Origin of the sequence: Haloarcula sp. CBA1122 (assembly GCF_009741785.1) — an archaeon.
In the GTDB taxonomy this organism is placed as follows: Archaea; Halobacteriota; Halobacteria; order Halobacteriales; family Haloarculaceae; genus Haloarcula; species Haloarcula hispanica.
In genome coordinates this window covers 1-21,545 of sequence record NZ_WPCB01000041.1, presented here as the reverse complement: position 1 = coordinate 21,545, position 21,545 = coordinate 1, and the positions used below count along the sequence as shown (strand labels likewise).

The 21,545-nt window shown below is 62.3% G+C and carries 25 protein-coding genes and 1 tRNA gene; 13 read left to right on the top strand and 13 right to left on the bottom strand.

The features are described from left to right. Positions 1 to 14 precede the first annotated feature (14 nt). Positions 15 to 959 (top strand): HAMP domain-containing sensor histidine kinase, encoded by a 945-nt coding sequence (locus GJ630_RS14750; protein WP_252718826.1) that lies wholly within the window; start codon positions 15 to 17, stop codon positions 957 to 959. A gap of 11 nt (positions 960 to 970) precedes the next feature. Here the strand turns inward: GJ630_RS14750 and GJ630_RS14745 are convergent, their stop codons facing one another. From GJ630_RS14745 to GJ630_RS14715, 7 genes are all read right to left on the bottom strand, one after another. Beyond that, positions 971 to 1,216 carry a hypothetical protein gene (locus GJ630_RS14745; RefSeq protein ID WP_004590621.1) on the bottom strand — a complete coding sequence of 82 codons (246 nt, stop codon included), beginning with the start codon at positions 1,214 to 1,216 and terminating at the stop codon, positions 971 to 973. A gap of 38 nt (positions 1,217 to 1,254) precedes the next feature. After that, a complete protein-coding gene (locus tag GJ630_RS14740; RefSeq protein WP_014041519.1) occupies positions 1,255 to 1,665 on the bottom strand; it encodes an SCP2 sterol-binding domain-containing protein in 411 nt (136 codons plus the stop codon). 117 nt (positions 1,666 to 1,782) lie between these two features. Beyond that, positions 1,783 to 2,505: an ABC transporter ATP-binding protein gene (locus tag GJ630_RS14735; RefSeq protein ID WP_011224244.1), complete on the bottom strand. Its 723-nt coding sequence runs from the start codon at positions 2,503 to 2,505 to the stop codon at positions 1,783 to 1,785. Continuing rightward, entirely contained in the window at positions 2,502 to 3,314 is an 813-nt protein-coding gene (locus tag GJ630_RS14730) for an ABC transporter ATP-binding protein (protein WP_023843442.1), read from the bottom strand. The genes GJ630_RS14735 and GJ630_RS14730 overlap by 4 nt, the downstream gene beginning before the upstream one ends. Further along, on the bottom strand, positions 3,307 to 4,416 hold the full coding sequence (locus tag GJ630_RS14725; protein WP_050007487.1) for a branched-chain amino acid ABC transporter permease: 1,110 nt from the start codon (positions 4,414 to 4,416) through the stop codon (positions 3,307 to 3,309). The genes GJ630_RS14730 and GJ630_RS14725 overlap by 8 nt, the downstream gene beginning before the upstream one ends. Further along, entirely contained in the window at positions 4,413 to 5,330 is a 918-nt protein-coding gene (locus GJ630_RS14720) for a branched-chain amino acid ABC transporter permease (protein ID WP_014041522.1), read from the bottom strand. Before GJ630_RS14720 ends, GJ630_RS14725 begins: the two co-directional genes overlap by 4 nt. 30 nt (positions 5,331 to 5,360) lie before the next feature. Further along, positions 5,361 to 6,659: an ABC transporter substrate-binding protein gene (locus tag GJ630_RS14715; protein WP_014041523.1), complete on the bottom strand. Its 1,299-nt coding sequence runs from the start codon at positions 6,657 to 6,659 to the stop codon at positions 5,361 to 5,363. 140 nt (positions 6,660 to 6,799) lie between these two features. On the opposite strand from GJ630_RS14715, the gene GJ630_RS14710 reads away from it, so the two are divergent. Both GJ630_RS14710 and GJ630_RS14705 read left to right on the top strand, forming a co-directional pair. Then, positions 6,800 to 7,771: a proline racemase family protein gene (locus GJ630_RS14710; protein WP_191450183.1), complete on the top strand. Its 972-nt coding sequence runs from the start codon at positions 6,800 to 6,802 to the stop codon at positions 7,769 to 7,771. A 71-nt stretch (positions 7,772 to 7,842) separates the two neighbouring features. Beyond that, positions 7,843 to 8,679 (top strand): proline dehydrogenase family protein, encoded by an 837-nt coding sequence (locus GJ630_RS14705; protein WP_129755718.1) that lies wholly within the window; start codon positions 7,843 to 7,845, stop codon positions 8,677 to 8,679. Between the two features lies 1 nt (position 8,680). Here the strand turns inward: GJ630_RS14705 and GJ630_RS14700 are convergent, their stop codons facing one another. Beyond that, a complete protein-coding gene (locus tag GJ630_RS14700) occupies positions 8,681 to 9,397 on the bottom strand; it encodes a helix-turn-helix domain-containing protein (protein WP_014041526.1) in 717 nt (238 codons plus the stop codon). A gap of 187 nt (positions 9,398 to 9,584) precedes the next feature. Between GJ630_RS14700 and GJ630_RS14695 the strand changes: the two genes are divergently transcribed. The 8 genes from GJ630_RS14695 to GJ630_RS14665 all read left to right on the top strand — a co-directional run bounded on the left by GJ630_RS14695 (position 9,585) and on the right by GJ630_RS14665 (position 16,433). After that, positions 9,585 to 11,108, top strand: a complete 1,524-nt coding sequence (locus GJ630_RS14695) for an aldehyde dehydrogenase family protein (RefSeq protein WP_191450181.1) — start codon at positions 9,585 to 9,587, stop codon at positions 11,106 to 11,108. Then, entirely contained in the window at positions 11,101 to 11,229 is a 129-nt protein-coding gene (locus GJ630_RS20355) for a hypothetical protein (RefSeq protein WP_023843444.1), read from the top strand. The genes GJ630_RS14695 and GJ630_RS20355 overlap by 8 nt, the downstream gene beginning before the upstream one ends. Positions 11,230 to 11,349: 120 nt before the next feature. Further along, on the top strand, positions 11,350 to 11,637 hold the full coding sequence (eif1A, locus tag GJ630_RS14690) for a translation initiation factor eIF-1A (protein ID WP_004516096.1): 288 nt from the start codon (positions 11,350 to 11,352) through the stop codon (positions 11,635 to 11,637). A 41-nt stretch (positions 11,638 to 11,678) separates the two neighbouring features. Continuing rightward, entirely contained in the window at positions 11,679 to 12,614 is a 936-nt protein-coding gene (gene rio1, locus GJ630_RS14685; protein WP_014041528.1) for a serine/threonine-protein kinase Rio1, read from the top strand. 209 nt (positions 12,615 to 12,823) lie between these two features. Further along, on the top strand, positions 12,824 to 13,864 hold the full coding sequence (locus GJ630_RS14680; RefSeq protein ID WP_191450179.1) for a PAS domain-containing sensor histidine kinase: 1,041 nt from the start codon (positions 12,824 to 12,826) through the stop codon (positions 13,862 to 13,864). Positions 13,865 to 14,272: 408 nt separating this feature from the next. Then, the gene (locus GJ630_RS19645; RefSeq protein WP_252718825.1) at positions 14,273 to 15,196 is read left to right on the top strand and encodes a hypothetical protein; all 924 of its coding nucleotides are present in this window, start codon (positions 14,273 to 14,275) and stop codon (positions 15,194 to 15,196) included. Positions 15,197 to 15,316: 120 nt separating this feature from the next. Further along, positions 15,317 to 15,865: a KH domain-containing protein gene (locus tag GJ630_RS14670; RefSeq protein WP_004590591.1), complete on the top strand. Its 549-nt coding sequence runs from the start codon at positions 15,317 to 15,319 to the stop codon at positions 15,863 to 15,865. Between the two features lie 127 nt (positions 15,866 to 15,992). Beyond that, positions 15,993 to 16,433 (top strand): acyl-CoA thioesterase, encoded by a 441-nt coding sequence (locus GJ630_RS14665; RefSeq protein WP_014041531.1) that lies wholly within the window; start codon positions 15,993 to 15,995, stop codon positions 16,431 to 16,433. 328 nt (positions 16,434 to 16,761) lie between these two features. Here the strand turns inward: GJ630_RS14665 and GJ630_RS14655 are convergent, their stop codons facing one another. The 3 genes from GJ630_RS14655 to GJ630_RS14645 form a co-directional block, all read right to left on the bottom strand. Further along, positions 16,762 to 17,001: a hypothetical protein gene (locus GJ630_RS14655; protein ID WP_129755721.1), complete on the bottom strand. Its 240-nt coding sequence runs from the start codon at positions 16,999 to 17,001 to the stop codon at positions 16,762 to 16,764. Positions 17,002 to 17,075: 74 nt separating this feature from the next. Next, positions 17,076 to 17,315 (bottom strand): hypothetical protein, encoded by a 240-nt coding sequence (locus GJ630_RS14650; protein ID WP_023843446.1) that lies wholly within the window; start codon positions 17,313 to 17,315, stop codon positions 17,076 to 17,078. Positions 17,316 to 17,619: 304 nt separating this feature from the next. Then, positions 17,620 to 17,691: transfer RNA gene (locus tag GJ630_RS14645), tRNA-Thr, on the bottom strand. A 206-nt stretch (positions 17,692 to 17,897) separates the two neighbouring features. Between GJ630_RS14645 and GJ630_RS14640 the strand changes: the two genes are divergently transcribed. Then, on the top strand, positions 17,898 to 18,815 hold the full coding sequence (locus tag GJ630_RS14640; RefSeq protein WP_191450178.1) for a hypothetical protein: 918 nt from the start codon (positions 17,898 to 17,900) through the stop codon (positions 18,813 to 18,815). 11 nt (positions 18,816 to 18,826) lie between these two features. Here GJ630_RS14640 and GJ630_RS14635 read toward each other — a convergent pair whose 3' ends face one another. Both GJ630_RS14635 and GJ630_RS14630 read right to left on the bottom strand, forming a co-directional pair. Beyond that, entirely contained in the window at positions 18,827 to 20,020 is a 1,194-nt protein-coding gene (locus GJ630_RS14635) for a site-specific integrase (RefSeq protein ID WP_191450176.1), read from the bottom strand. Positions 20,021 to 20,350: 330 nt separating this feature from the next. Further along, entirely contained in the window at positions 20,351 to 21,007 is a 657-nt protein-coding gene (locus GJ630_RS14630) for a hypothetical protein (protein WP_014041535.1), read from the bottom strand. 60 nt (positions 21,008 to 21,067) lie between these two features. Here GJ630_RS14630 and GJ630_RS14625 point away from each other — a divergent pair. After that, positions 21,068 to 21,545: enoyl-CoA hydratase/isomerase family protein (locus GJ630_RS14625; RefSeq protein WP_191450174.1), on the top strand; the 478-nt coding region annotated here is incomplete at its 3' end.

The window sequence follows — 21,545 nt, the reverse complement described above, 5'->3', positions numbered from 1 at the left end:
ACTGGAACGCCCGGTTGAACGAGCTGTTCGGCCTGACGGATAGCGAACTGTCGGGAACGGACCCGACCGATTTCTTCGTCGCGGAGGACCGTCCAGCCGTTGAAGCAGCCATCGAGGAGGTGTTCGACGCGGGGCAAGCAACCGTCGAGGCGCGGGCCGAGACAACGGAGGGAGTCGTGACGTTCGAACTCAGCGGCCGGCTTCTCACGGCGGACGACGGCACAGTCCAGGGATTCAGCGGTGTCGGCCGCGATATCACTGCCCGTCGCGAACGGGAGTGGCATCTCCAGCGACAGAACGAGCGGCTCACGGAGTTCGCTGACCTGCTAGCACACGACCTCCGGACGCCGCTTGCCGTCACCAGCGGCCACCTCGAACTCGCTGCCGAGGAGCTGTCGCCCGAACGTATCGACGCCGCCAGAGACGGGTTGGGGCGGTTAGAAGCCATCATCGACGATATGCGAACCGCGACCAGAGAGGGAGCGCTGGCGGCCGACAAGCAGACCATCAATATCGCCGACGTGGCGACGACAGCGTGGAACCACGTCGAAACCGGCAGTGCAGTGCTGGAACCGCCGCCGTCGATACTGGTCGAAGCCGACGCAAAGCGATTGCTCCGACTGTTCGAGAACGTCTTCGCCAACGCCGTCACACACGGTCCTGAACGCGACGAACGGGGCTCTGACGAGGAACGCGACGGTGACGCGACCGGCATAACAGTTCGTGTCGTGCCGACGCCCGACGGCTTCGCGGTCGAGGACGACGGCCGGGGAATCGCTCCCGACGAACGGGAGCGGGTGTTCGAACCGGGCGCGTCACGGGCGGCTGATGGGACCGGCTTCGGTCTCTATATCGTCAGGGCAATCGCCGAAGCCCACGGCTGGACAGTACGTGCCACAGCAGGAGAACACGGCGGTGCACGGTTCGAGTTCGATATTGATGCGGACACCGCCTGTTAGTCGTCTCCGCCTCAGGGCATGCCGTCGCCGCCCATACCGCCACCGCCCATGCCGCCGCCACCCATACCGCCCATGCCGCCGCCGAGTCCGAACGCGCCGAGCAGGCTCGTGACGAGGCCGTAGACGACCAGTCCGAGGCCCCCGACAACGAGAGCGATGCCGACGGCGACGATGGGTGCCTTCCACGCGACCAGACCGATGCCGGCGAGCAAAACGACGATGCCGCCGATACCAACCGCACCGAGTTTGTCGAGCATACCCGTGTAGGCCAAGCGGGCGGACAAAAGCCCGTCGGTCAGTGCTCGAACTCGGTGTCGACGTTCTGTGCCGCCGCGACCATCTCGGCGATGGTGTCCTGGCGGCGCAGCAGCCGCATCGTATCGCCCTCGACGTCGAACGTCCCGTCCATCGCCGCGGCGGAGATATCGAGGTCGCCCTGCAGCATCGTGACCCACTGACTGTAGGGACCACGGAACGCGAAGTCGTACTCGGGGTCCGCGACCGTCCCAGCGGCGGTACAGACACCGTCCTTGATTACAACGACGAACTGTATCGGTTCGCCGGTATAGGCGTCGTCAGCACGGATTTCGAAACAGAATACGGCGGTGAAGCCGTCGGCGCTGTCGGCGAACTCGGACCGGTCGTTTATCCGGTCGCGCCACGCGGCGGCCCAGTCGTCGGCCTCGGTCGGCAGCGTCACAGTCATTGGCAGGCGGTATGCAAGGGGGGCTTTTCTGTGTTGCCTTGTCCGTTCGAATGCGACGCCAGCAGGGTCGTCGTCGCGGCTCCGCGGCGAGCGCGAATAAAACAGCGATGTGAGACCTCAGCGGCGCGATTCGCCGCCGAGATACAGCCGGGACACCTCGGGGTCGTCGAGCAGCGAGTCCGCCTCGCCCTCGAACTTGACAGTCCCCTGATCGAGAACGAACCCGCGGTCGGAGATGCCCAGCCCCTCGCGGGCGTTCTGCTCGACCATGAGGATCGACGTGCCGAGGTCGTTGACCGTCTCCACGTCGTCGAACACCTCCTTGGCGGTGTTGGGTGCCAGACCGGCGCTTGGCTCGTCGATGAGCAACACGTCGGGCTCCATCACGAGCGCGCGGGCGAAGGCCAGCACCTGCCGCTGGCCGCCCGAGAGCGTCTTCGCGTTCGCGGTACGCTTGTCGTCGAGGATGGGGAACCGGTCGTACAGTTCGGCCACGACCTCGTCGAGGCCGCCGTCGCGGGCGACCCCGCCCATCCGGAGGTTCTCGTCGATGGTCAGCGAGCCGAACACGTTCTCGGTCTGTGGGACGTAGCCGACGCCGATTCGGACGATATCCTCCGGAGCCATCCCGCCGATTTCGCGGTCCCCGAGACGGACCGAGCCAGTCCAGGGCTCCAGCATCCCGAACACCGTCTTGAGGACGGTGGATTTGCCAGCCCCGTTCGGGCCGACGAGGCAGGCGATCTCCCCCTCGCCGAGCGTCAGCGAGAGGTCGTCGAGCACCTGCACCTCGCCGTAGCCGCTGTCGACGCCGTCGACGGTGAGGATGGGGTCGGTCATTCCGACGGCCCTCCCAGGTAGGCGTCGATGACGCGCTCGTCGCTCCGGACCGCCTCGGGCGGCCCCTCGACGAGGACACTCCCCTGATTGAGGACGATAATCGGGTCGGCCAGCCGCATGATGAAGTTCATGTCGTGTTCGATGATGAGGAAGGTGATCCCCTCCTCGTTGAGTTCCTCGATGAACCCCGCCAGTTTGTCGGCCAGCACGGGGTTGACGCCGGCGACGGGCTCGTCGAGCAGGAGCAGGTCGGGTTCGGCCATCATCCCGCGGGCCAGTTCGACCAGTTTCATCTGCCCGCCCGAGAGGTCCGTCGCGGGCTGGGTGGCCAGGTCACCGATCTCGAACCGTTCGAGCATCTGTTGGGCCTGTTCCAGCGAGCGCCGTTCCTCCTGTTCGACGGTGTCAGGCGAGGTGAACAGCGGGATGATCGACTCCCCGGTCTGGTTGTGCGGCCCCACGAGCAGCGCCTCCCGGACGGTCATCCCCTCCGGTTTGCGCGGCGTCTGGAACGTCCGGATCATCCCCTGATCGGCGATCTGGTGGGGCTTCTGGCCAGTCACGTCGACGCCGTTGACTGCGACGGAGCCGGCGTCGGGTTCGTAGAAGCCCGAGACGAGATTGAACAGCGTGGACTTGCCGGCGCCGTTCGGGCCGATGAGGCCCGTTATGGTGCCGCGTTCGACCTCGATTGACGCGTCGTCCGTCGCCACGAGGCCGCCGAAGCGTTTCTCCAGCCCCTCAGCACGGAGGACGGGGTCCTCCTTGCCGAGAACGGGGCCGTCGGAGACGAGCGACTGCTCACTCATCGCGACCACCGCCCAGCGAGTCGGGCCAGATAAGCTCGCGCTCCGGCGGGAGAATCCCCTCCGGGCGGAGCCTGACGATAAAGATGATGAGCAGGCCGACCAGCATGAGTCGGAGCGGTGCCGCGCCGATGGGCAGTGCGCCAGTGTCGGTCAGGAAGCGCGTCCCCTGCTGGATGGCGACGATAGTGAACCCGCCCAGCATCGCACCGCGGTCGCTGCCGGTGCCGCCGAGGATGACAGCGACCCAGACGTAGAACGTCGTGATCGGCTGGAGGTCCGAGGGACTGACGAACAGGACGAGGTGGGAGTAGAACACGCCCGCGAGCGCCATGATGAGGCTCCCGATGACGAAGGCCTGCATCTTGAACGCGAACGTGTTCTTGCCCAGCGTCTCCGCGAGGTCCTCGTCGGTCCGGATGGTTCGCAGGACGCGGCCCCACGGCGACTGGTGGATGCGCCGGAGGAACAGGTAGACGGCCGCGACAATCACCGTGACGAGGACGACGTTCAGCGCGCTGGTGACCACCGACTGACTCATGTTGAACACCGGCGTCCCGCCTACGTAGAAGATGTAGGGGTACGTCAGGTCACCGAGCACGGGCCAGTCGGAGAAGAACAGCGGGATGCCGGTCAGCCCGGCGCTGCCCGCCGTCCACTGGGATTCGTTGAGGATGAAGATACGGACGACCTCTGCGAGCCCTAGCGACGCGATTGCGAGGTAGTCGTCGCGGAGTTTCAGCGTCGGATAGCCGATGATTACCGCGAGCACCGCGGCGAGACCGAGACCGCCGAACAGCGCGACGATGGGGCTGACACCACCGGATATCGGCGAGCCGGATGCCGTCAGCAGGGCGGTCCCGTACGCGCCGAGGCCGAAGAAGGCCGCGACGCTGAAGTTGATCATGCCGCCGTACCCCCACTGGACGTTCAGCCCCATCGAGAGGAGCATGTACATCGCCGACAGCCCGACGAGATACAGCAGGTACGCTGGGGCGAGGAAGCCGGTGATGACCGCGAGGAGCAAGAGCGCGGCGAGCGCGCCCAGCACCCCCGCGACGCCTTTCTCCCGGGGCGAGTACCCACCGACATCGAGCGCGCTCATGTCATATCACCCGCGATGCCGCGAGGCCTGACAAGCAGGACTGCGACCATGATGACGAATGCGACGGCCGGCGCGTAGGCGTTGCTGATGGGGAGCCCGATGTCGCCGAGCAACGGCGTCAGTTCGTGGAGCATCCCGATGAGCAGCCCACCGAGCATCGCCCCGTACACCGAACCGATACCGCCGAGGATGACCGCGGCGAACACGACCAGCAGGATGTTGAAGCCGATGCGCGGGTCGAGCTGGCTGTACAGCGCGAGGAAGACGCCACCGGCGGCGGCCAGGGCGCTGCCGACGACCCACATGACGAGGATGACGCGGTCGGTTCGGATGCCGCTCACGCGTGCGAGGTCGGGGTTGTCAGCCGTCGCACGCATCTTCCGGCCCAGCGTCGTCCGCTGGAGCAAGAGGTGTAGAGCGACGACGAGTACCGCCGCGCTGACGATGATCGCGACGTCTCGCTGTGTCACCGCGACGCCGAGCGTGTCCAGCAACACCTGAATCGGCCCGCTGCGACGGATATCGTACTGCAGGAAGTCCGTCCCGAAGGACGCCTGTAGCACCGCGCGGTAGACGAACGCCACGCCGATGCTCGTGATGAGGAGCCCGATCGAGTCCGTATCGAGGGGCTTGTACACGAGAATGTGAGTCAGGACGGCGACGACGGCCGCTAGCGCCATTCCGACTGCCAGGGCGATGAAGAACCCGATCGGGAGACCGAGAACGGTGCCGCCGAGACCGCCGAACACGCCGAACGCGACGAACGCCCCGTAGGCGCCCAGCGTCATCGTATCGCCGTGTGCGAAGTTCGCGAAGTCGGCGATGCTGTAGACCAGCGAGAGTCCGATGCTCCCGAGGATGATGATACTACTGAAAACGAGCCCGTTTGCCAGGTACTGTAATATCTGCGCCATTGGTGAAAATGGAAAAGGGTCGTGGCCGCCTTAGCCCTCGATGAAGCCGCTGGATTCGTACGCGTGGTCCACGACTTCGAACACCTGCAGCAACCCGACGGGATCACCGTTCTCGTCGAGGTCGATCGGGCCGCTCACGCCGGTGTAGTCCACGTCCGATGGCGAGCCACCGTTGGCCAGAATCTCGTGTGCATCCTCATAGGTGGTCGCCTCCTCGCCTTCGGGACGAGTCACGTCACGGACGACCTCCATGAGCGCCGAGCCGGTGAACTCGTCGGCGGCTTCGATAGCGAGTGCGCTGACGACCACCGCGTCGTAGGCGTACGCCGACCACGACGTTGGTTCCTCGCCGAAGCGCTCCTCGAACTCCGAGACGAACGCCTGGTAGTTCTCGGCGTCCTGTGGGACGCTCGGCACCACGGCCTTCATTCCGTCGAGGCTGCCCTCGGGAGCTGATTCGAGGACTTTCGGGCCTTTGACGCTGTCCCCACCGTACCAGGCGGCCTGATCGGTGACGCCCAGGTCGAACGCCTCCTGGGACATCGTTGCGAACTCCGGCTGGTAGGTGATGAACACCCACGCGTCGGCGTCGGTGTTAGCCATCGAGGAGATGGTGCTACTGTAGGAGGACTGGCCCTGGTCGTGGGGTTCGTTGTAGACGATTTCTCCGTCGTAGGCCTCGATAAAGGCCTCGCCGACGGACTGCCCGTAATCGTTGTTGATCCAGGCCAGGGCAGCGGACTCGTTACCGTCTTCATCGAGGAGCGTTGAGATCGCCTCCGCCTGTGCCTTGCCGGCCGGCGGCATCCGGAGCAGGTCCGGGAAGTTCGTCAGGTTCGGGCTGGTGCTGTTCTGGCTGATCTGGACGACATCAGTGTTCTGGACAACGCTCTCGTGGATGGCCGTGCTGACGCCGCTCCCGACAGTACCGATGAGCAGCGGAACTTCTTCCTGATTGACGAGTGTCTGGGCTGCACTGACTCCACCCTGGCTCGTACTCTGGTCGTCCTGCTGTGAGATCGCCAGTTCGCCGCCACTAACACCGACGGAGTTGATATCGTCAAGCGCGATTTCCTTGCCGCGCTGGTTCCGCTGCCCGAACGCGGACAGCGAGCCGGAGAGGCTGTCCACCATCCCGATGGTGTAGGTTTCAGAGCCCGAATCCGTCGAGGTGTCCGTCGATTCACCGTCGCCGCCGTCACCACCGTCGCCACCGTCACCTTCGTCGGGAGCACCACCGGAACAGCCGGCGAGGCCGACGAGTCCGGCACTGGCAGCGGCTTTGATTACGCTTCGCCTGTCGATCGAAGACTTGTCATGGTCGTTCATGGTATACTGATATCCTTTTTCGTAAGTCCCTGTATAACCCTGTCACCGTCCATGGTAGGCACCATGTTCTGGACGGCGTACGGAAAGCCGTCAATTAATACTTCTGGAACGCCTTTCCCGCATAGAGTATCGCTACGGCTATGGAACGAACGGAGTTTATCACGGTAGACACGCATACGGGCGGAGAGCCGACGCGCATCGTACTCGACGGCATCGAGGCCGACACACTCGCCGGAGAGACCGTCCGGGAGAGACGCGACCGGTTCGCAGCCACAGCAGACGGCGTCCGAAAACTCCTCATGCAGGAGCCCCGCGGACACGCGGATATGTTCGGGGCGGTCCCGGTGCCCACCGACCGGGCCGACCTCGGAGTCTTTTTCATGGACACTGACGGCTATCTGGACATGTGTGGCCACGGCCTCATCGGGGTCGTGACCGCACTCGTCGAACGGGGCGAACTCCCCGAAACGCGGGAACTGACCGTCGAAACCCCGGCCGGGCTGGTCGACGTGACGGTCGAGATAGCTGACGGCGTCGTCCGCCGCGTCGCGTTCGAGAACGTCGACAGTTACGTCTGTGAGACGATTACCGTCGAACAGGACGGCATCCCGGTCGAGGCTCGTATCGTCTATTCCGGGAACTACTTCGCCGTCGTCGACGCTGAGAGCCTGGGCGTCACGCTCGACGGCGAGGATGCCACGCAGTGTATCGAGCCCGCACTGGCACTCCGCCGAGCAGTCAACGACGTCGCACCCGACGACCCAGTCACCGGTTCGTCAGTGACCGTCTCGGCAGTCGAACTCACCGCCGGCAGCGACAGCGACCGGAGCTGTGTGGTGTTCGCCGACGGATCTATCGACCGCTCTCCCTGTGGGACGGGGACGTGTGCGCGGTTGACGCTTCACCACGTCGACGGTGACCTCGCTGTTGGCGAGCGTGTCGAAGTGACCGGCCCGGTGGGGTCGGCGTTCGAGGGGTATATCAGCGAGACAAACGTCGACGACGGTGTCACCGTGACCAGCCCGGTCGTTTCGGGTACAGCGCATATCACGGGCGATCACACGTTTTACCGGGACGACGACGATACGCTCGGCAGTTTCACACTCACTTAATTTCAGGCCATGGAAGAGGACTTTTTTGGTAGGGGGTGCGTTTAGGCTCATATAGTGGCGTAGTTTCGATAATGATTCCGCCGATAGCGAACAACTTCGTCGCCGGGGAGACAGCCCCGGGGGCGCTCGACCACGTCGCTTCGCTCAACGACGACGGCGTCAAGGGCATCCTAAATCTGTTAGGCGAACACTACGACGAGCGCCAGCCCGCCGACGAGGACGCAGACCAGTACATCGAGTTAGTCAAAGAAATCGACAGGAGCGGCCTCGACTGCGCTATCTCGGTCAAGCCCTCGCAGATCGGCCTCGACGTTGGGGACGACGTGTTCGTCGAGAACCTCGAACGGATCGTTGCGGCGGGCGACGACCACGGCGTCTTCGTCTGGGTCGACATGGAGGATTACACGACGACCGATGTGACCCTCGACGCGTACGAACGACTCGTCACGGACCACGAGGGCGGCGTCGGCGTCTGTACACAGGCAAACCTCAAGCGGACGCCCGAGGACCTCGAACGGCTCGCTCCTCTTCCCGGGAAGGTCCGGCTGGTCAAGGGAGCCTACTCCGAGCCCAAAGAGGTCTCTTACAAGAAAAAAGAGCGCGTCAACGAAGCCTACCGCGACTGTCTCGAACTGATGTTCGAGGAGTTCGATGGCGGTATCGGCGTCGGTAGCCACGATCCGGCGATGATAGACTACGCGAAGGACCTCCACGACGAGTACGGCACTGACTACGAAGTGCAGATGCTAATGGGCGTCCGCGACGACGCCCAGCGCGACCTCGCCGCGGAGGGCGTCCCGATGTGGCAGTATATCCCCTACGGCGACAAGTGGTTCTCCTACTTCTACCGGCGCGTCCGTGAACGCAAAGAGAACGCGCTGTTCGCTGTTCGGGCCGTTCTGAGCTAACTTACTGGTCCGGGTCGAGTAGTTTCGCTTCTGCTTTCCGGAGATGTTCGAGTAGCGTCGTCTTCGAAACGCCGAGTTTCGACGCGAGTTCGCGCGTCGAGATGCCCCGCGGCCACGCGTAGTAGTCCTCCTGTCTGGCGAGTTCGAACGCCTCGCGCTGGCTGTCCGAGAGTCTGTCCATCCGCCGGAGTTGCTGCGGATTGCCGCCGCCGGCGGACGTGATTCGAGTCACTTCGATATCGGCCGACTGTTCCTCGCGGATCTCGTCGAGGAGCGACTCGGCCTCGTCGCGGGAGTCCGGGAAAAACACCGGCCAGTGCTCGCGGCCGTGGCGGACGCGAACCGGGTCGTTGTGGATGAACCCCCGCGAGAGAAGGCTGTCGCTAATGGTGTTGTCCGGGTCGTACTCGACGAACAGCTCGCGGGTCGTGTTCCCCGGCGACGAGGACGTGCCAGTCGCGCCGTGGCGCTCGCGTAACTCCAGCACGGAGTCGGTCAGCGACGAATCACGGGTCGCGTCGATGAGATCCTCGACGTCGTTAATACTGTCTGCGTACGCCGTGAACAGGCCCTTCACGCTGCCGTTCTGGGTGTTGTACACGCCGTGAGCCAACAGGCCAGCCGCGGTCTGATCGGTGACTTCGAGGGTCCAGCAGTCAGGATGCCAGATGCTCAGGGTGAGCTGGAGTCCCCCGTGTTCTGATTGTGCTTCACTCATACTGGGCGCCTCCGTATGAAGGGGTGCTAAAGACAGTCACGATATGGACGCAGATAAAGGTGCGGTTCATAAGGGGAACACCGACCATGGGAGATAATGCCGGATTGTAGAGGATATATCAGGTTATTGCCGACCCCTGACCATGGACGGTGGAACATATTGGTGGGGGACGCGTACAGTACCTACCATGAGTACAGACGACTCACGGCGACACTACATCGACGGTGAATGGACGACAGGCACCGGCGAGGAAACGTTCACAAGTCAGAACCCGGCTACCGGCGAGGCGCTCGCCTCGTTCCACCGCGGAACCGAGGCCGACGTCGACCGCGCGCTGGCCGCGGCAGAAGACGCCTACGACGAGTGGCGCTCGCTCTCGCACATCGACCGCGCAGAGTACCTCTGGGACATCTACCACGAGCTGCGTGACCGCCACGAGGAACTCGGCGAAATCGTCACCATGGAGTGTGGCAAGGAAATCAGCGAGGGGCTGGCCGACGTGACCGAGTCCTGGCACATGGTCGAGTGGGCCGCCGGCAACGCCCGCCACCCCCACGGCGACGTGGTACCGTCCGAGATCGCCAGCAAGGACGCCTATATGCGGCGCAAGCCGAAGGGGGTCGTCGGCTGTATCACCCCGTGGAACTTCCCGGTCGCAATCCCGTTCTGGCACCTCGCAGTGACGCTGGTCGAGGGCAACACCGTCGTCTGGAAGCCCGCCGAGCAGACCCCGTGGTGTGCCCACATCATCGCCGAGATGTTCGAGGACTCGGGCATCCCGGACGGCGTGTTCAACCTCGTGCAGGGCTACGGCGACGCCGGCAACGCCATCGTCGAGGACGACCGCGTCGAGACGGTCCTCTTTACGGGCAGCGCCGAAGTCGGCCACAAGATCGCCTCCAAGGTCGGCGGCGAACCCGGCAAGATCGCCGCCTGCGAGATGGGCGGAAAGAACGCCGTCATCGTCACGGAGGAAGCCGATCTCGATATCGCCGTCCACTCGGCCGTGATGTCCAGCTTCAAGACGACCGGCCAGCGCTGTGTCTCCTCGGAGCGGCTCATCGTCCACGAGGACCTCTATGACGAATTCAAGGAGCGGTTCGTCGACATCGCCGAAGACATCGCCGTCGGCGACCCGCTGGAGGAAGACACCTTCATGGGGCCGCTCATCGAGCGAGACCAGGTCGAGAAGTTCAAGCGCTACAACGACCTCGCTCGCGAGGAGGGCGCGAACGTGCTCGTCGACCGCGCCGACCTCGATGCCGAAGAGATTCCCGAGGGTCACGAGGAGGGCCACTGGGTCGGCCCGTTCGTCTACGAGATCGACTACGACGAGGACCTGCGCTGTATCAACGAGGAAGTGTTCGGCCCCCACGTCGCGCTGCTTGAGTACTCGGGTGACTTCGACCGCGCACTGGAGATGCACAACAGCGTCGACTACGGCCTCGCCGGTGCCATCATCTCCGAGGACTACCGCCAGATCAACCAGTTCCGCGACGAAGCCGAAATCGGCCTCGCCTACGGCAACCTCCCGTGTATCGGCGCGGAGGTCCACCTGCCATTCGGCGGCGTCAAGAAGTCCGGCAACGGCCTCCCGAGCGGCCGCGAGGTCATCGAGGCCGTCACCGAGCGCACCGCCTGGACGCTGAACAACTCCAAGGACATCGAGATGGCACAGGGGCTGTCGGCGGACATCATCACCGATGAGTAAGTCCGTCCAGCCGCCGGAGATCGGCTCCATCTGCCCGCGCTGTCGCGGGGAGACGACGACGGCGAAAGGCATCGAAACCTGTACCGACTGCTCGTGGGTCGGCTGTCTCGGCGCTGACTGACGCGACGACATCGCTTTTCTACGGCCCCAGCGTCTGTCCCACACCGTCACGGGGGCCACGGACCGGGTTCTCGGTCCAACTTTTCCAAACCTTAAACCTCTCCCCGTCGAAGTACCGTCTATGAGCGACAACGACAGCAGAAAGAACCTGCGGATGCCGGAAGAAGACGAGGTGTTCGCCGTCGTCATGGACATGCTTGGCGCGAACCGCGTCAAGGTACGCTGTATGGACGGCGTCGAACGCACAGCCCGGATTCCGGGCAAGATGCAAAAGCGGATCTGGATACGCGAAGACGACGTGGTCCTCGTCGAACCCTGGGACTGGCAAGACGAGAAAGCCGACATCACATGGCGCTATGAGAAACAGGACGCCGACCAACTGCGCGAGGAGGGCCACATTCAGGAGTAGCCTGATATGTATCTGGCTGCGGGCTCGACGGAGGCAAAAGCGTGACCGAGGGGCAGTTCGGCCTGCTCGATACGGACGACGTCGACTCACCGGGCGACGAGTGGGAAGAGGTCGACGTCTCCGACACGGAAGCCGACCGCATCGCCCGCAAGCGGGACCGCGAGTTCAGCGAGTTCCGCGAGCGCATCAAGGACGCCGACCAATTCAAAGTCGAGGCCAGCGTCTTCGACGACGCCACCTACGGCGCGCTGTACAAGCTCGTTCAGGACGGCCACATCGACGCTTTCGGCGGGCCGATCTCGACCGGCAAAGAGGCCAACGTCTACACAGCGCTGTCCGGCGATACAGAGGTCGCCGTCAAGGTGTACCGCATCAACGCCTCCGATTTCAAGGACATGCGGAGCTATCTCGACGGCGACCCCCGATTCGAGGGCATCGGCTCGGACAAAAAGAAGGTTGTCACCGCGTGGGTCCGCAAGGAGTCGTCGAACCTCAAGCGCGCACGGCGGGCCGGCGTTCGGACGCCGGAGCCCATCGCCGTCGAGCGGAACGTCCTCGTGATGGAGTATCTGGGGACCGAGGAGGGCCGCAGCAAACGTCTCAGCGAGGTCCACATCGAGAACCCGGAGACGGCCTACGAGGTCGTCAAGGAGTACACCCGGCGGCTGTACGACGCCGGCCTCGTCCACGGCGACCTCTCGGAGTACAACATCGTCTTCCACGAGGGCCAACTGTACATCATCGACCTGGGGCAGGCAGTGACCATCCACCACCCCAACGCCGACGATTTCCTCGAACGGGACTGCCGCAACGTCGCGAACTTCTTCGCCAGACAGGGCGTCGACGCCACCCCCGAGGATCTGCTCGCGTACGTCCGGGAGTACGCGACCCCGAAAGACAAGGACGATACCGCCCCGGGGAGCGACGACGACGCTGTCCCGCAGGGGACGCCGGCGGACCGTCGTGACGAGGAGTGAGTGGTCGCCATTGCCAGTCATGTCTGCAGGTTCTCACACACGAACCGACCGACAGCGCCGCTGTTACCCGGTTCATAACAACTCGCGTTTGCTGTGAAAACCACAGTGCGTAATATGTTAGTTACTGTATACATCTATATGGCTTACCTGTCACAGTGGTCCCTGTCCCGTGTGAACTATCGCTGGCCTGTCCAGGGTAGGTGCGGCTGATGGACACTACAGACAGCTCGGATCAGCAGTCAGCGCGCGACGACGACTCGGTGTCTGAGCGCCTCATCGAAGGACTGTCCTCGCATGCGGTGTTCATGCTCGATGCTGGTGGCACCATCACGACCTGGCCCGACCCGGCAGCGACGCTGTACGGCTACGACCGGGACGCGACGGTCGGCCACCACGTCGACATGCTGTTTGCCGACCCCGAAGAAATGGAGACGACCGTTGACGCACTGCTGACCGAGGCGGCAGACGGCCCCATAGAGACACAGCACTGGCACCGGCAGGCTGATAAGACGGTGTTCTGGGCGACACTCTCGCTCTCGCCGCTCGGGGATGGGGACCCCGAGGGGTTCGTCGCAGTCAGCCAGGACACGACCGAGAAACACCAGTACGACAAGATGCTCGAACGCCAGAACGACCGGCTCAAGGAGTTCACGGATATCCTCGCCCACGATCTGCGGAGCCCACTCAGTGTCATCTCCTCACGAGTGGATCTGGCCCGCGAAACCGGTGACGAGGAACACCTCGACGCGCTCGAAGAGACGAGCGACAGGATGGCCCGCCTCGTCGACGATTTGCTCTCTGTCGCCAAGCAGGGCAACGTCGTCACCGACCCGGAAACGACGAACGTCAAGGACGTTGTCGACACCGCCTGGGAAGGGGCCGGCGGCACAACCGAACGAGCCACGCTCCACTACGACCATGTTGGCTCGGTGAGCGCCGACGCCGACCGTCTCATCGAACTGTTCGAGAACCTCTTTCAGAACAGCATCCGACACGGCGACGGCGCCGTTATCGTCCGCGTCGGCCCGCTGGACCACGGCTTCTACGTCGAGGACGACGGCCCCGGCATCCCGGTAGACATCAAAGACGACGTGTTCGACCACGGCTTCACGACTGCCGAAGACGGCAGCGGCTACGGGCTCTCGATCGTCCGGACCATCGCGGGCGCACACGGCTGGGACATCCTCGTCACCGACAGCGACACGGGCGGCGCGCGGTTCGAAATCACCGGCGTCGAGTTTCTGAACTGACAGCAGTGCTACGGGACGCCTGCAGTCACAGCGTCCGGTTCTCCTTCACTCGTCGATTTCGGGTTCGGTTCTCTGCCTGAGATTACTGCCAGTGGTGCGTTTGCCACAGATGCAGAAAAGCAATAACCGATGGGACAGTGGTGCCCAACGACGAGCTGCCACCACGGCTGTACGACCGCCCGTCATCTACCTATGGGACGCCCTCCAACCCCCACAACCGGACAGATAGTACCGCTTGTTGCCCTGCTCGCTGTGGTCGCAGTTATTGCCACCGCCGGGGTCGCCGCTGGGTTCAGTAACGCGGCACGCAATGAGACACACTCGGCGACTGCTACGCACGTCCATGCCGCCACAACCGAGTCAGCGGCTCCACAGCCAGAGTGCTCGGTACAAGACAAACACCCAGACATGCCGGACACAGACGCGGCATACCACTACATTGACGGCCTTGGCACCGCGTCGACGACCAACTGGACCGCCGGCGAAACCCTGCGTATCGGCGCAGACGGGGACTGTTCGCTCGGCGTCCATGCCAACGCCACCGCGACACTGACCGCAACAACAATCAACGCCAGTCAAGGCACTGTGACTGGTGTCGTTGACGTGGGACGCGGCGGAGCGTTGCGGGTCGGCGAACGCCCTGACGGGACTGCCACGGCTTCAGTTTCAATCCGGAATGTCGGTCGGGAGAACAACGACCGCGTCGACATTGTCTCGACGAACGAAAGCGGAACGGTGGTCACGTCCGAGCGCGTCACGGCCCCCACTGGTCGGTTCTTCGTCGTCAAAATCCGGTGGTATCCAAACGGGACCGCACAGGTCACGCTGTGGGACACTGACCGTCAGCGCCGCCAGCGCGTGACCAGAACGGTTTCGACCAGCGCTGAAAACACCGCCTGGCAGGTCCAGCTCGACGGCCGGGTGTATCTCGACGAAATCGCAGTTGGGTCCCACGACACGGAGCCACCGGCCACCAGAGACAGCGAGCAGTCAGCAGTGTCGCCTGTCCAGACTACAGCCTCAGCGGTCCAGAATGACGAGACAGGCACACCGGAAACCTTCAGTTACAATCCCAGACCCGAGGACAGCGAGTCCGAAGACTCCCAGTCCGGCCTCTTTTTAGGTCCGCTCATAACGATAGGTGGGGCACTTATGTACCGGTATGCGTACGGCATCACGAAGTTCAACGAACAACTGGACGCCATCGGGAGTACAACCCGTTCCAGTGAGGTCGAACCCGCCGACTGGAACGTCATGCTCACGAAACTGGTGGGTGCGGTCGGGAGTGGCTTCGGCCTCATCTGGTTCCTTTCCACCGTATTGAGCCTCTGACCGGCCACAGACCGCCATGTAACGGGCAGTCTGTCACACGCTGATGGACGGGATTCGGTACCGGGCAGTCCAGACGCCGAAGTTTTAAACAGGCAGACCCTCCTACAGAGAGGTATACTTATGCAACACGTGAAGATTCCGCAGGACCGTATCGGTGTGTTGATCGGCGAGGGAGGTGAGACCATGCGCGAAATCGAGGAGCGCGCAGAGGTCCGGCTGGATATCGATTCCGAGGACGGCACGGTGAAAGTCGAGTCCGTCGGCGACCCCGTGACGGCGCTGAAAGGCCCCGACATCGTGAAGGCCATCGGCCGCGGGTTCGCGCCCGACGACGCGCTGGCGCTGCTCGAAGACGACATGATGATGTTCGAACTCATCGATATCGAGGCCGCCTCCCGCAACAAGAACGACTTCCGCCGCCAGAAGGGCCGTCTCATCGGTGAGGGCGGCCGGACGCGGGAACTCATGCAGGAACTCTCCGGCGCGGCCGTGGTCATTTACGGCTCGACGCTGGGCATCATCGGCGGCCCGGAGCAGGTCGACGCCGTCCGGGAGGCCGCCGAGATGATTCTGGACGGTGCACCGCATGGCTCCGTCTACTCGTTCCTCGAACGCAAGCACAACGAGATGAAACACAAAGGCCTCGAATACCACCAGTTCACCGGATAAGTCCGGCACCGGAGCTGTTTGTCTGGCGGTTGCGAGCCACGGCACCAGTATGAATGCACGCCGTCACTGCTGAATCCCGTCAGCCGCGCACCACACCGTTTTCCCGGGACACGCTCTACGAGACGGTATGCCGACTATCGCCGATACCCATATCGTCAACCGTGAGCGCGTCCAGCCGACCCACGCTAACAACTACAACAGTGCCCACGGGGGCATCGTGATGAAGTGGATGGACGAAATCGGGGCGATGTCGGCCATGCGGGCCGCCAGAGAGTCCTGCGTGACCGCGCAGATGTCTCGCGTCGACTTCGAGCGCCCGATACCCATCGGTGACACCGCGCTCATCGAGTCATACGCCTACGCGACGGGCCGAACCAGCGTCCGGGTTCGCATCGAAGTCGCCCGCGAGGACCCCCACACGGGCGAAACGGAGGAGACGACGAGCGCCTACGCCACCTTCGTCGCCGTCGACGACGGCACGCCCACGCCTGTGCCCGAACTGACGGCCGAAAGCGAGGCATGCAAGCGACTACGGGAAACGGCGCTCGCAGAAGAACCGCAGCGGTAGCCGACAGGAACTGCCACTAGAGGGCGGTGTTAGCGGGATGGCTTCCGTGCGCCAGGCTCAATGTGACGGGCTCCGCGGCGTGTCGAAGTAATTGAGCATATCCAGCACCGCGCCCAGTATGAAGCTGATAACGGCGATGACCAGAACGAGCCCCGTAAGCAGTGTCGAAATCGGGGGGTCAGCATGAACTGGAACGCGGCGATGAAGACGCAGGTGACCATTCCAACGACCAGCAGGAACGAGCCTGCGCTGGGGTCCTCACCGGTGAGAAACTCGAGCCCGGCGAGGAAGCCGGATGTCTGTGGCGAGTCCTCGGTGACATCTTCAGTCATTGCTCGGCCTCGGGCTGTGCCGTTTCCGCGGCCCGTTGAATGATCTGCACGAGGTGTGACACCCAGAGCCCGCCGGTGAATCCGAACAGCGCGGAGACGACGACGGCCTTCGTGAGGGTGCCAAGCGGGGCGGCCGCCGCTAACAGGCAGAGTCCTCCGAAGAGGAGCATCAGTCCGTACTGGATTCGGGTGTCAAGGTCAAGGCGTGTGATGGTCTGGGCGAGGGTTGAGCGCATGTGTCGATGGTGGTGGCTGGTCGGACGGCTGGTTGTAACTCGATACCACGGCGGAATCCGGCATCAGTTCCTGTTCAGTCAGCGCCCTCTCGGAGAAGCCGTTTGATTTCGCCGAGTCTGAGATACGCGGCGAGTCCGAGGATGGTCGCAGGCCAGAGACCGATGAACTGACCCCGCTGTTTGTCGCCGCGGACGTAGTAGAAGTACAGCGCCAGGGCAACGGACGCGACGGACGCCAGCGCGGCGGGCCCCATGGCGCGGCCGTTCTCGGCTTGCGATACCGCCTCTGCCGTCTCGTCGTGTGTGGTACTCACATGCAATGTTGGGCCTACAGCGGTATATCCCTTTGCAAGCAGTCAGCAGAACTGAAGGTTTCGGGATTCCACGCTTCGGTACAATTTCGGGCTTGCAACTGCCACTATTGCCTCACCTGATCACGGAGTCCGTCGCTCTGGACAGTTAATTCGTTGTAGAAAGCCTCTGCCGGAATGTGAACCGGAGCAGGACGGTCGCCCTCACGCTGGTCGGCGCTGCGACTGGCAGGGATTCAAATTCCGGATCCGGCGTTTCACGCGCTCCGGACCCATCGCTGGCGCTCTGGGTCAGTCGCTTGGAAAAAGCCTAGGCCGGAATTTGAATCCGGGGTCTCGTCCTTACCAAGGACGCGCTTTACCGCTAAGCTACCCAGGCACTCAGGGTGCGTACACCCCGCTTTTCCGCCTTCTGCACTCGATTCTATTACACAGCCGTATAAGAATGTGATGAAAGCCACCGGGCGTGCCGTACCGTGACGTGCTAATTCACAAAAGGAGGATGTGTTTGTGACCCCCTCGATGCGGATTATCTATTGATTACCAGCACCAGAGTTACTTACTGAAACAGCGTAAGACTCAGCTATGAATCTCAACATATTCACTGCAAGAGGAATTGCATCGTCAGCGGAAACATCTACAATTGAATCATACAAAGATGAGATGGAGGAGTATCGGAAGCAAAATTACACATATATTCCGATGCCGGACGACGGACAATATTATGATTTATCTTGTAACGAACTCCGAGAAATAGAGCGAGAACAGTACCTACATCCTGATACGCCGATGCTCGATGCCTTCTCAAAATTACAAGAGTATCCTTTCTTACTGTTTGATAAGTTTAGGAGCTTTAATTCGGAGGATGGCGAATACGTCCCTGAAGGAATTACTGAATTCAATCTTCCTGATGGGTCATTTAGAGCCGATGAGATTGCTAACAATCCAGATGATTTCCGAGAGCGATACGATGACGAGACTTACATAAATCTTGTAGATTCGGTTGAGAGTATGGCCTCCGAAAGATATTCTATACTAACTCTTGCAGATGCGAACAAGCGTCGAGCAAGAGAGTTATTTTACAGGGTTCTCTCAGAGTTTGAAGTTCAGTTGGCTTACTTGGTTGAACAGGAATACCCCGATTCTGAATCGCTATTTACTGAAGCAAAACCAGAAGCGATTGGTCGGTGGCAAAAGTCCAAAATTGACGAATTAGTCGTACATATTTCCGAGCATATGTATCTATCAAGCCTATTGAAAGTTGTCGGTAAATCAGATAACCTCCGTGAAAGCATGGGATATTCATCCCGAAATCAGTTTGACAATGACTTGGGTGGGTTGGTTGACCTCCGAAATCGGATTATGCACCCTACGCAGACTCTTGTTCACGATGCTGAGGATTTGGAAAAAGAAATCAACCGTGTCACTCGTACTGTCGAAGCATTAGACAATCTGGACGCAAAAGAGATACAACCAAAATTTCCGAGGTCTGTTGACCAGTAGCGATTAGTTCGTCACCATATCTGTTCCACCGCCGACGACCGCGTTTCCGAGTCCGAGTGGAGATACTTCATCGTCGTCGTCACGCTCTTGTGACGAAGTTGCTCCTTCGCGTGGTGCGGCCCGACGTGGTTCGCCCAATGAGTCGCCACGCCGTGCCGGATTGAGTACCACGTCACGTCCTTGTTCTTCGGAATCGAGACGTTCCCCTCCTCGATGAGTCGGCGCAGGAGGTAATTACACGACTTCGAGCTGTACCGCGTGCCCTTCTTCGTGAGCCACAGCTCGTCGCGGTCTTGGTACTTTTCGTAGGTCGAACGCTCATCGAGCCAGCGATTCAGAACGTTTACCGTCCGGTTCTTGAGGGTACAGTTCCAGTACGCCTCGTTCTTGGTGGATTCCTCTTTTGGAATGTTCAGCTCGTGGGATTCCAGATTTACCCAATCCACCGACGCCCGCCCCACCTCGATGGGTCGAAGCCCGGTATCGAGAGTGACTGCGATAAGCGACGGGACTTTCCACGAGTTCGCCTCTTTGAACTCCTCGGGGCCGATGTTCTCCTTCGGGACTCCCTCAAGCCGGGCGAGGTAGGTCTTGATGCGGTCGCGTTCTTCGGGAGTTACTGAGTGGTAGCTCTTGACCGACCCGTATTCGAGCGCGGCGCTGTATAGCTGTTTGAACGCCCCTCGATGTAGGTAATCACGCTCCTCGCCGTTCGCTTGGCTGAGGTCGAGGTCGGGTTCCCACTCCCAATCTGTCCCATGCGTGTGGTTGTGGTACTTGAAGTACCGTTTGATGACCTTGAGGTGGTGGAGGACGCTGGAATCAATCATCGAGTCGGACATATTCAGGAGGCGGATGAATCGGTCTGCCTCTGCCGGAGTGAGTTCCGTCGTGTACCGCTCCTCGTAGTCCCACAGCCAGCGGAAGACCGTCTCCAGCTTGTAGTGGGTGGACTTCAGCGTGGTATCGGCCAGTCCCTCGCCCTTCTCGGGGTTCTTTCCGTAGGTAGCGAGCCACGTCAGCACCTCCTGTTTGAAGTCGCGGTAATCTTCCGCGACGTTGACGCCGAACTTCTCCAAGTCCTCCTTCGTCCGTTTGCTCACGAGAGGGAACGGAAACTCGATGGGTTCAGGCGCTGGAAGGATGCCCGCATCCTCACCAACTTCCGAGGGAAGATTATCGAGGGGGTCGCCTTGGTAAGTCATTCGAGCCTCTGAGCAAAGGAACAACACTCCCCTCGTGTTACACTCGGGGTCGTTGCACTCTGTTCCTGAGTTACACTCGAAATCGCAATACTGCGGTCTGTTCGTTGCTTAGCGTTTTCGACCATTTGCTCACACCTTGTCTCTCTTTCAGAGAAGACGCAAAATGGGGTGTGAGGGCCTGAGTCCCCCGAAAGGGAACCGCGCGTCCCTAATATCTACGAAGTCCTTACCAAGGACGCGCTTTACCGCTAAGCTACCCAGGCACGCATCAATGTGTATCCGGCAATTGTCTAAAGTCGTTTCGATTCAGGGCCGGTGTGTCGATTAGTATCAGTGGTCGGCGGCGGCCTCGGTCCCGTCGCCGGATGGCTGTTCGGCCCCCGCGCGGGCCCGGAGCGCGTCGGCGACCTCCTCACCGAGCAATTTGGCGTTCGACGGGAGGCCGTCGACGGCCAGTTCAGTCGCGTACTCGCGGAGCGTCGGTGTGGGTCGGATGCCGGCGGCGGTGACGCCGGCGACCACGGCGAGTTCCAGAATGTCAGTTTCGAGCGCGGCGTCGAGACTGTCGTCGTTGGTCGTCTGACGGACTGTCTGGTCGTGGCCGAACGAACGGACGACGGAGACGGCGGCGTCGGCGGCCTCGGTCCTGGCGAGCAGGTAGAAGCCACGCGAGACGAGGATGTCCGCGATGAGGATATCCAGGTCGGCCGCGTCGCGGTCGCCGTTGACCCAAGGGTCGTCGTGGGCCAGTTGACGAGTGAGCGAGAGCCCCTCGTAGATGAGTTGGACGCCGGCGGCTCGGTCAGCGACGCCGTCGGCCAGATCGACCGGTGGGTCGCTGGTTGCGCCCGCGCTGACGAGCGCCAGGACGCCGGGCGCAAGCGACGCGTCGTCCAGGCGAGCGGCGATCCGCTCGTGAAGCCGGTCAGGCTCGACATCGTCGACTGCCGCCAACGCCGCTCGGCGAACTGCCGCCACTTCCTCCATTATGAGGGTCTAGCGACGGGAAGGGCAAAGACCTTTGGAAACCGCAGAGTCACAGCAGGCATGGTACAGACCACGAGCGGCGATGGTATCCGGACCCTGACGCTCGACCGGCCCGACCAGCGCAACGCGCTCACCAGCACGGCGCTACGTGACCTCGAAACAGCAGTCGAGTCAGCGACCGAGCCAGTGCTGTATCTCCACGGCGCTGGCGAGGCGTTCTGCGCCGGCGCGGACCTCGACGAGGTCAAGGCCCTCGATTCGGAGAGCGCCGAGGCGTTCGCGGCGCTGGGTCAGCGGGTCGCTCGGACGCTCGAATCCTACGACGGGGCCGTCGTCGCCGGTATCGACGGCGCGGCGCGGGGCGGCGGCGTCGAACTGGCGCTGGCCTGCGATATCCGGGTGGCGACGCCCGGCGGGACCTTCGCGGAAACGGGGGTCAAACTCGGCCTGTTCGGGGCCTGGGGCGGGACAGCGCGGCTCCCCGACATCGTCGGGACCGGCGATGCGCTCGACATCGCGCTCTCTGGCCGAACGCTTG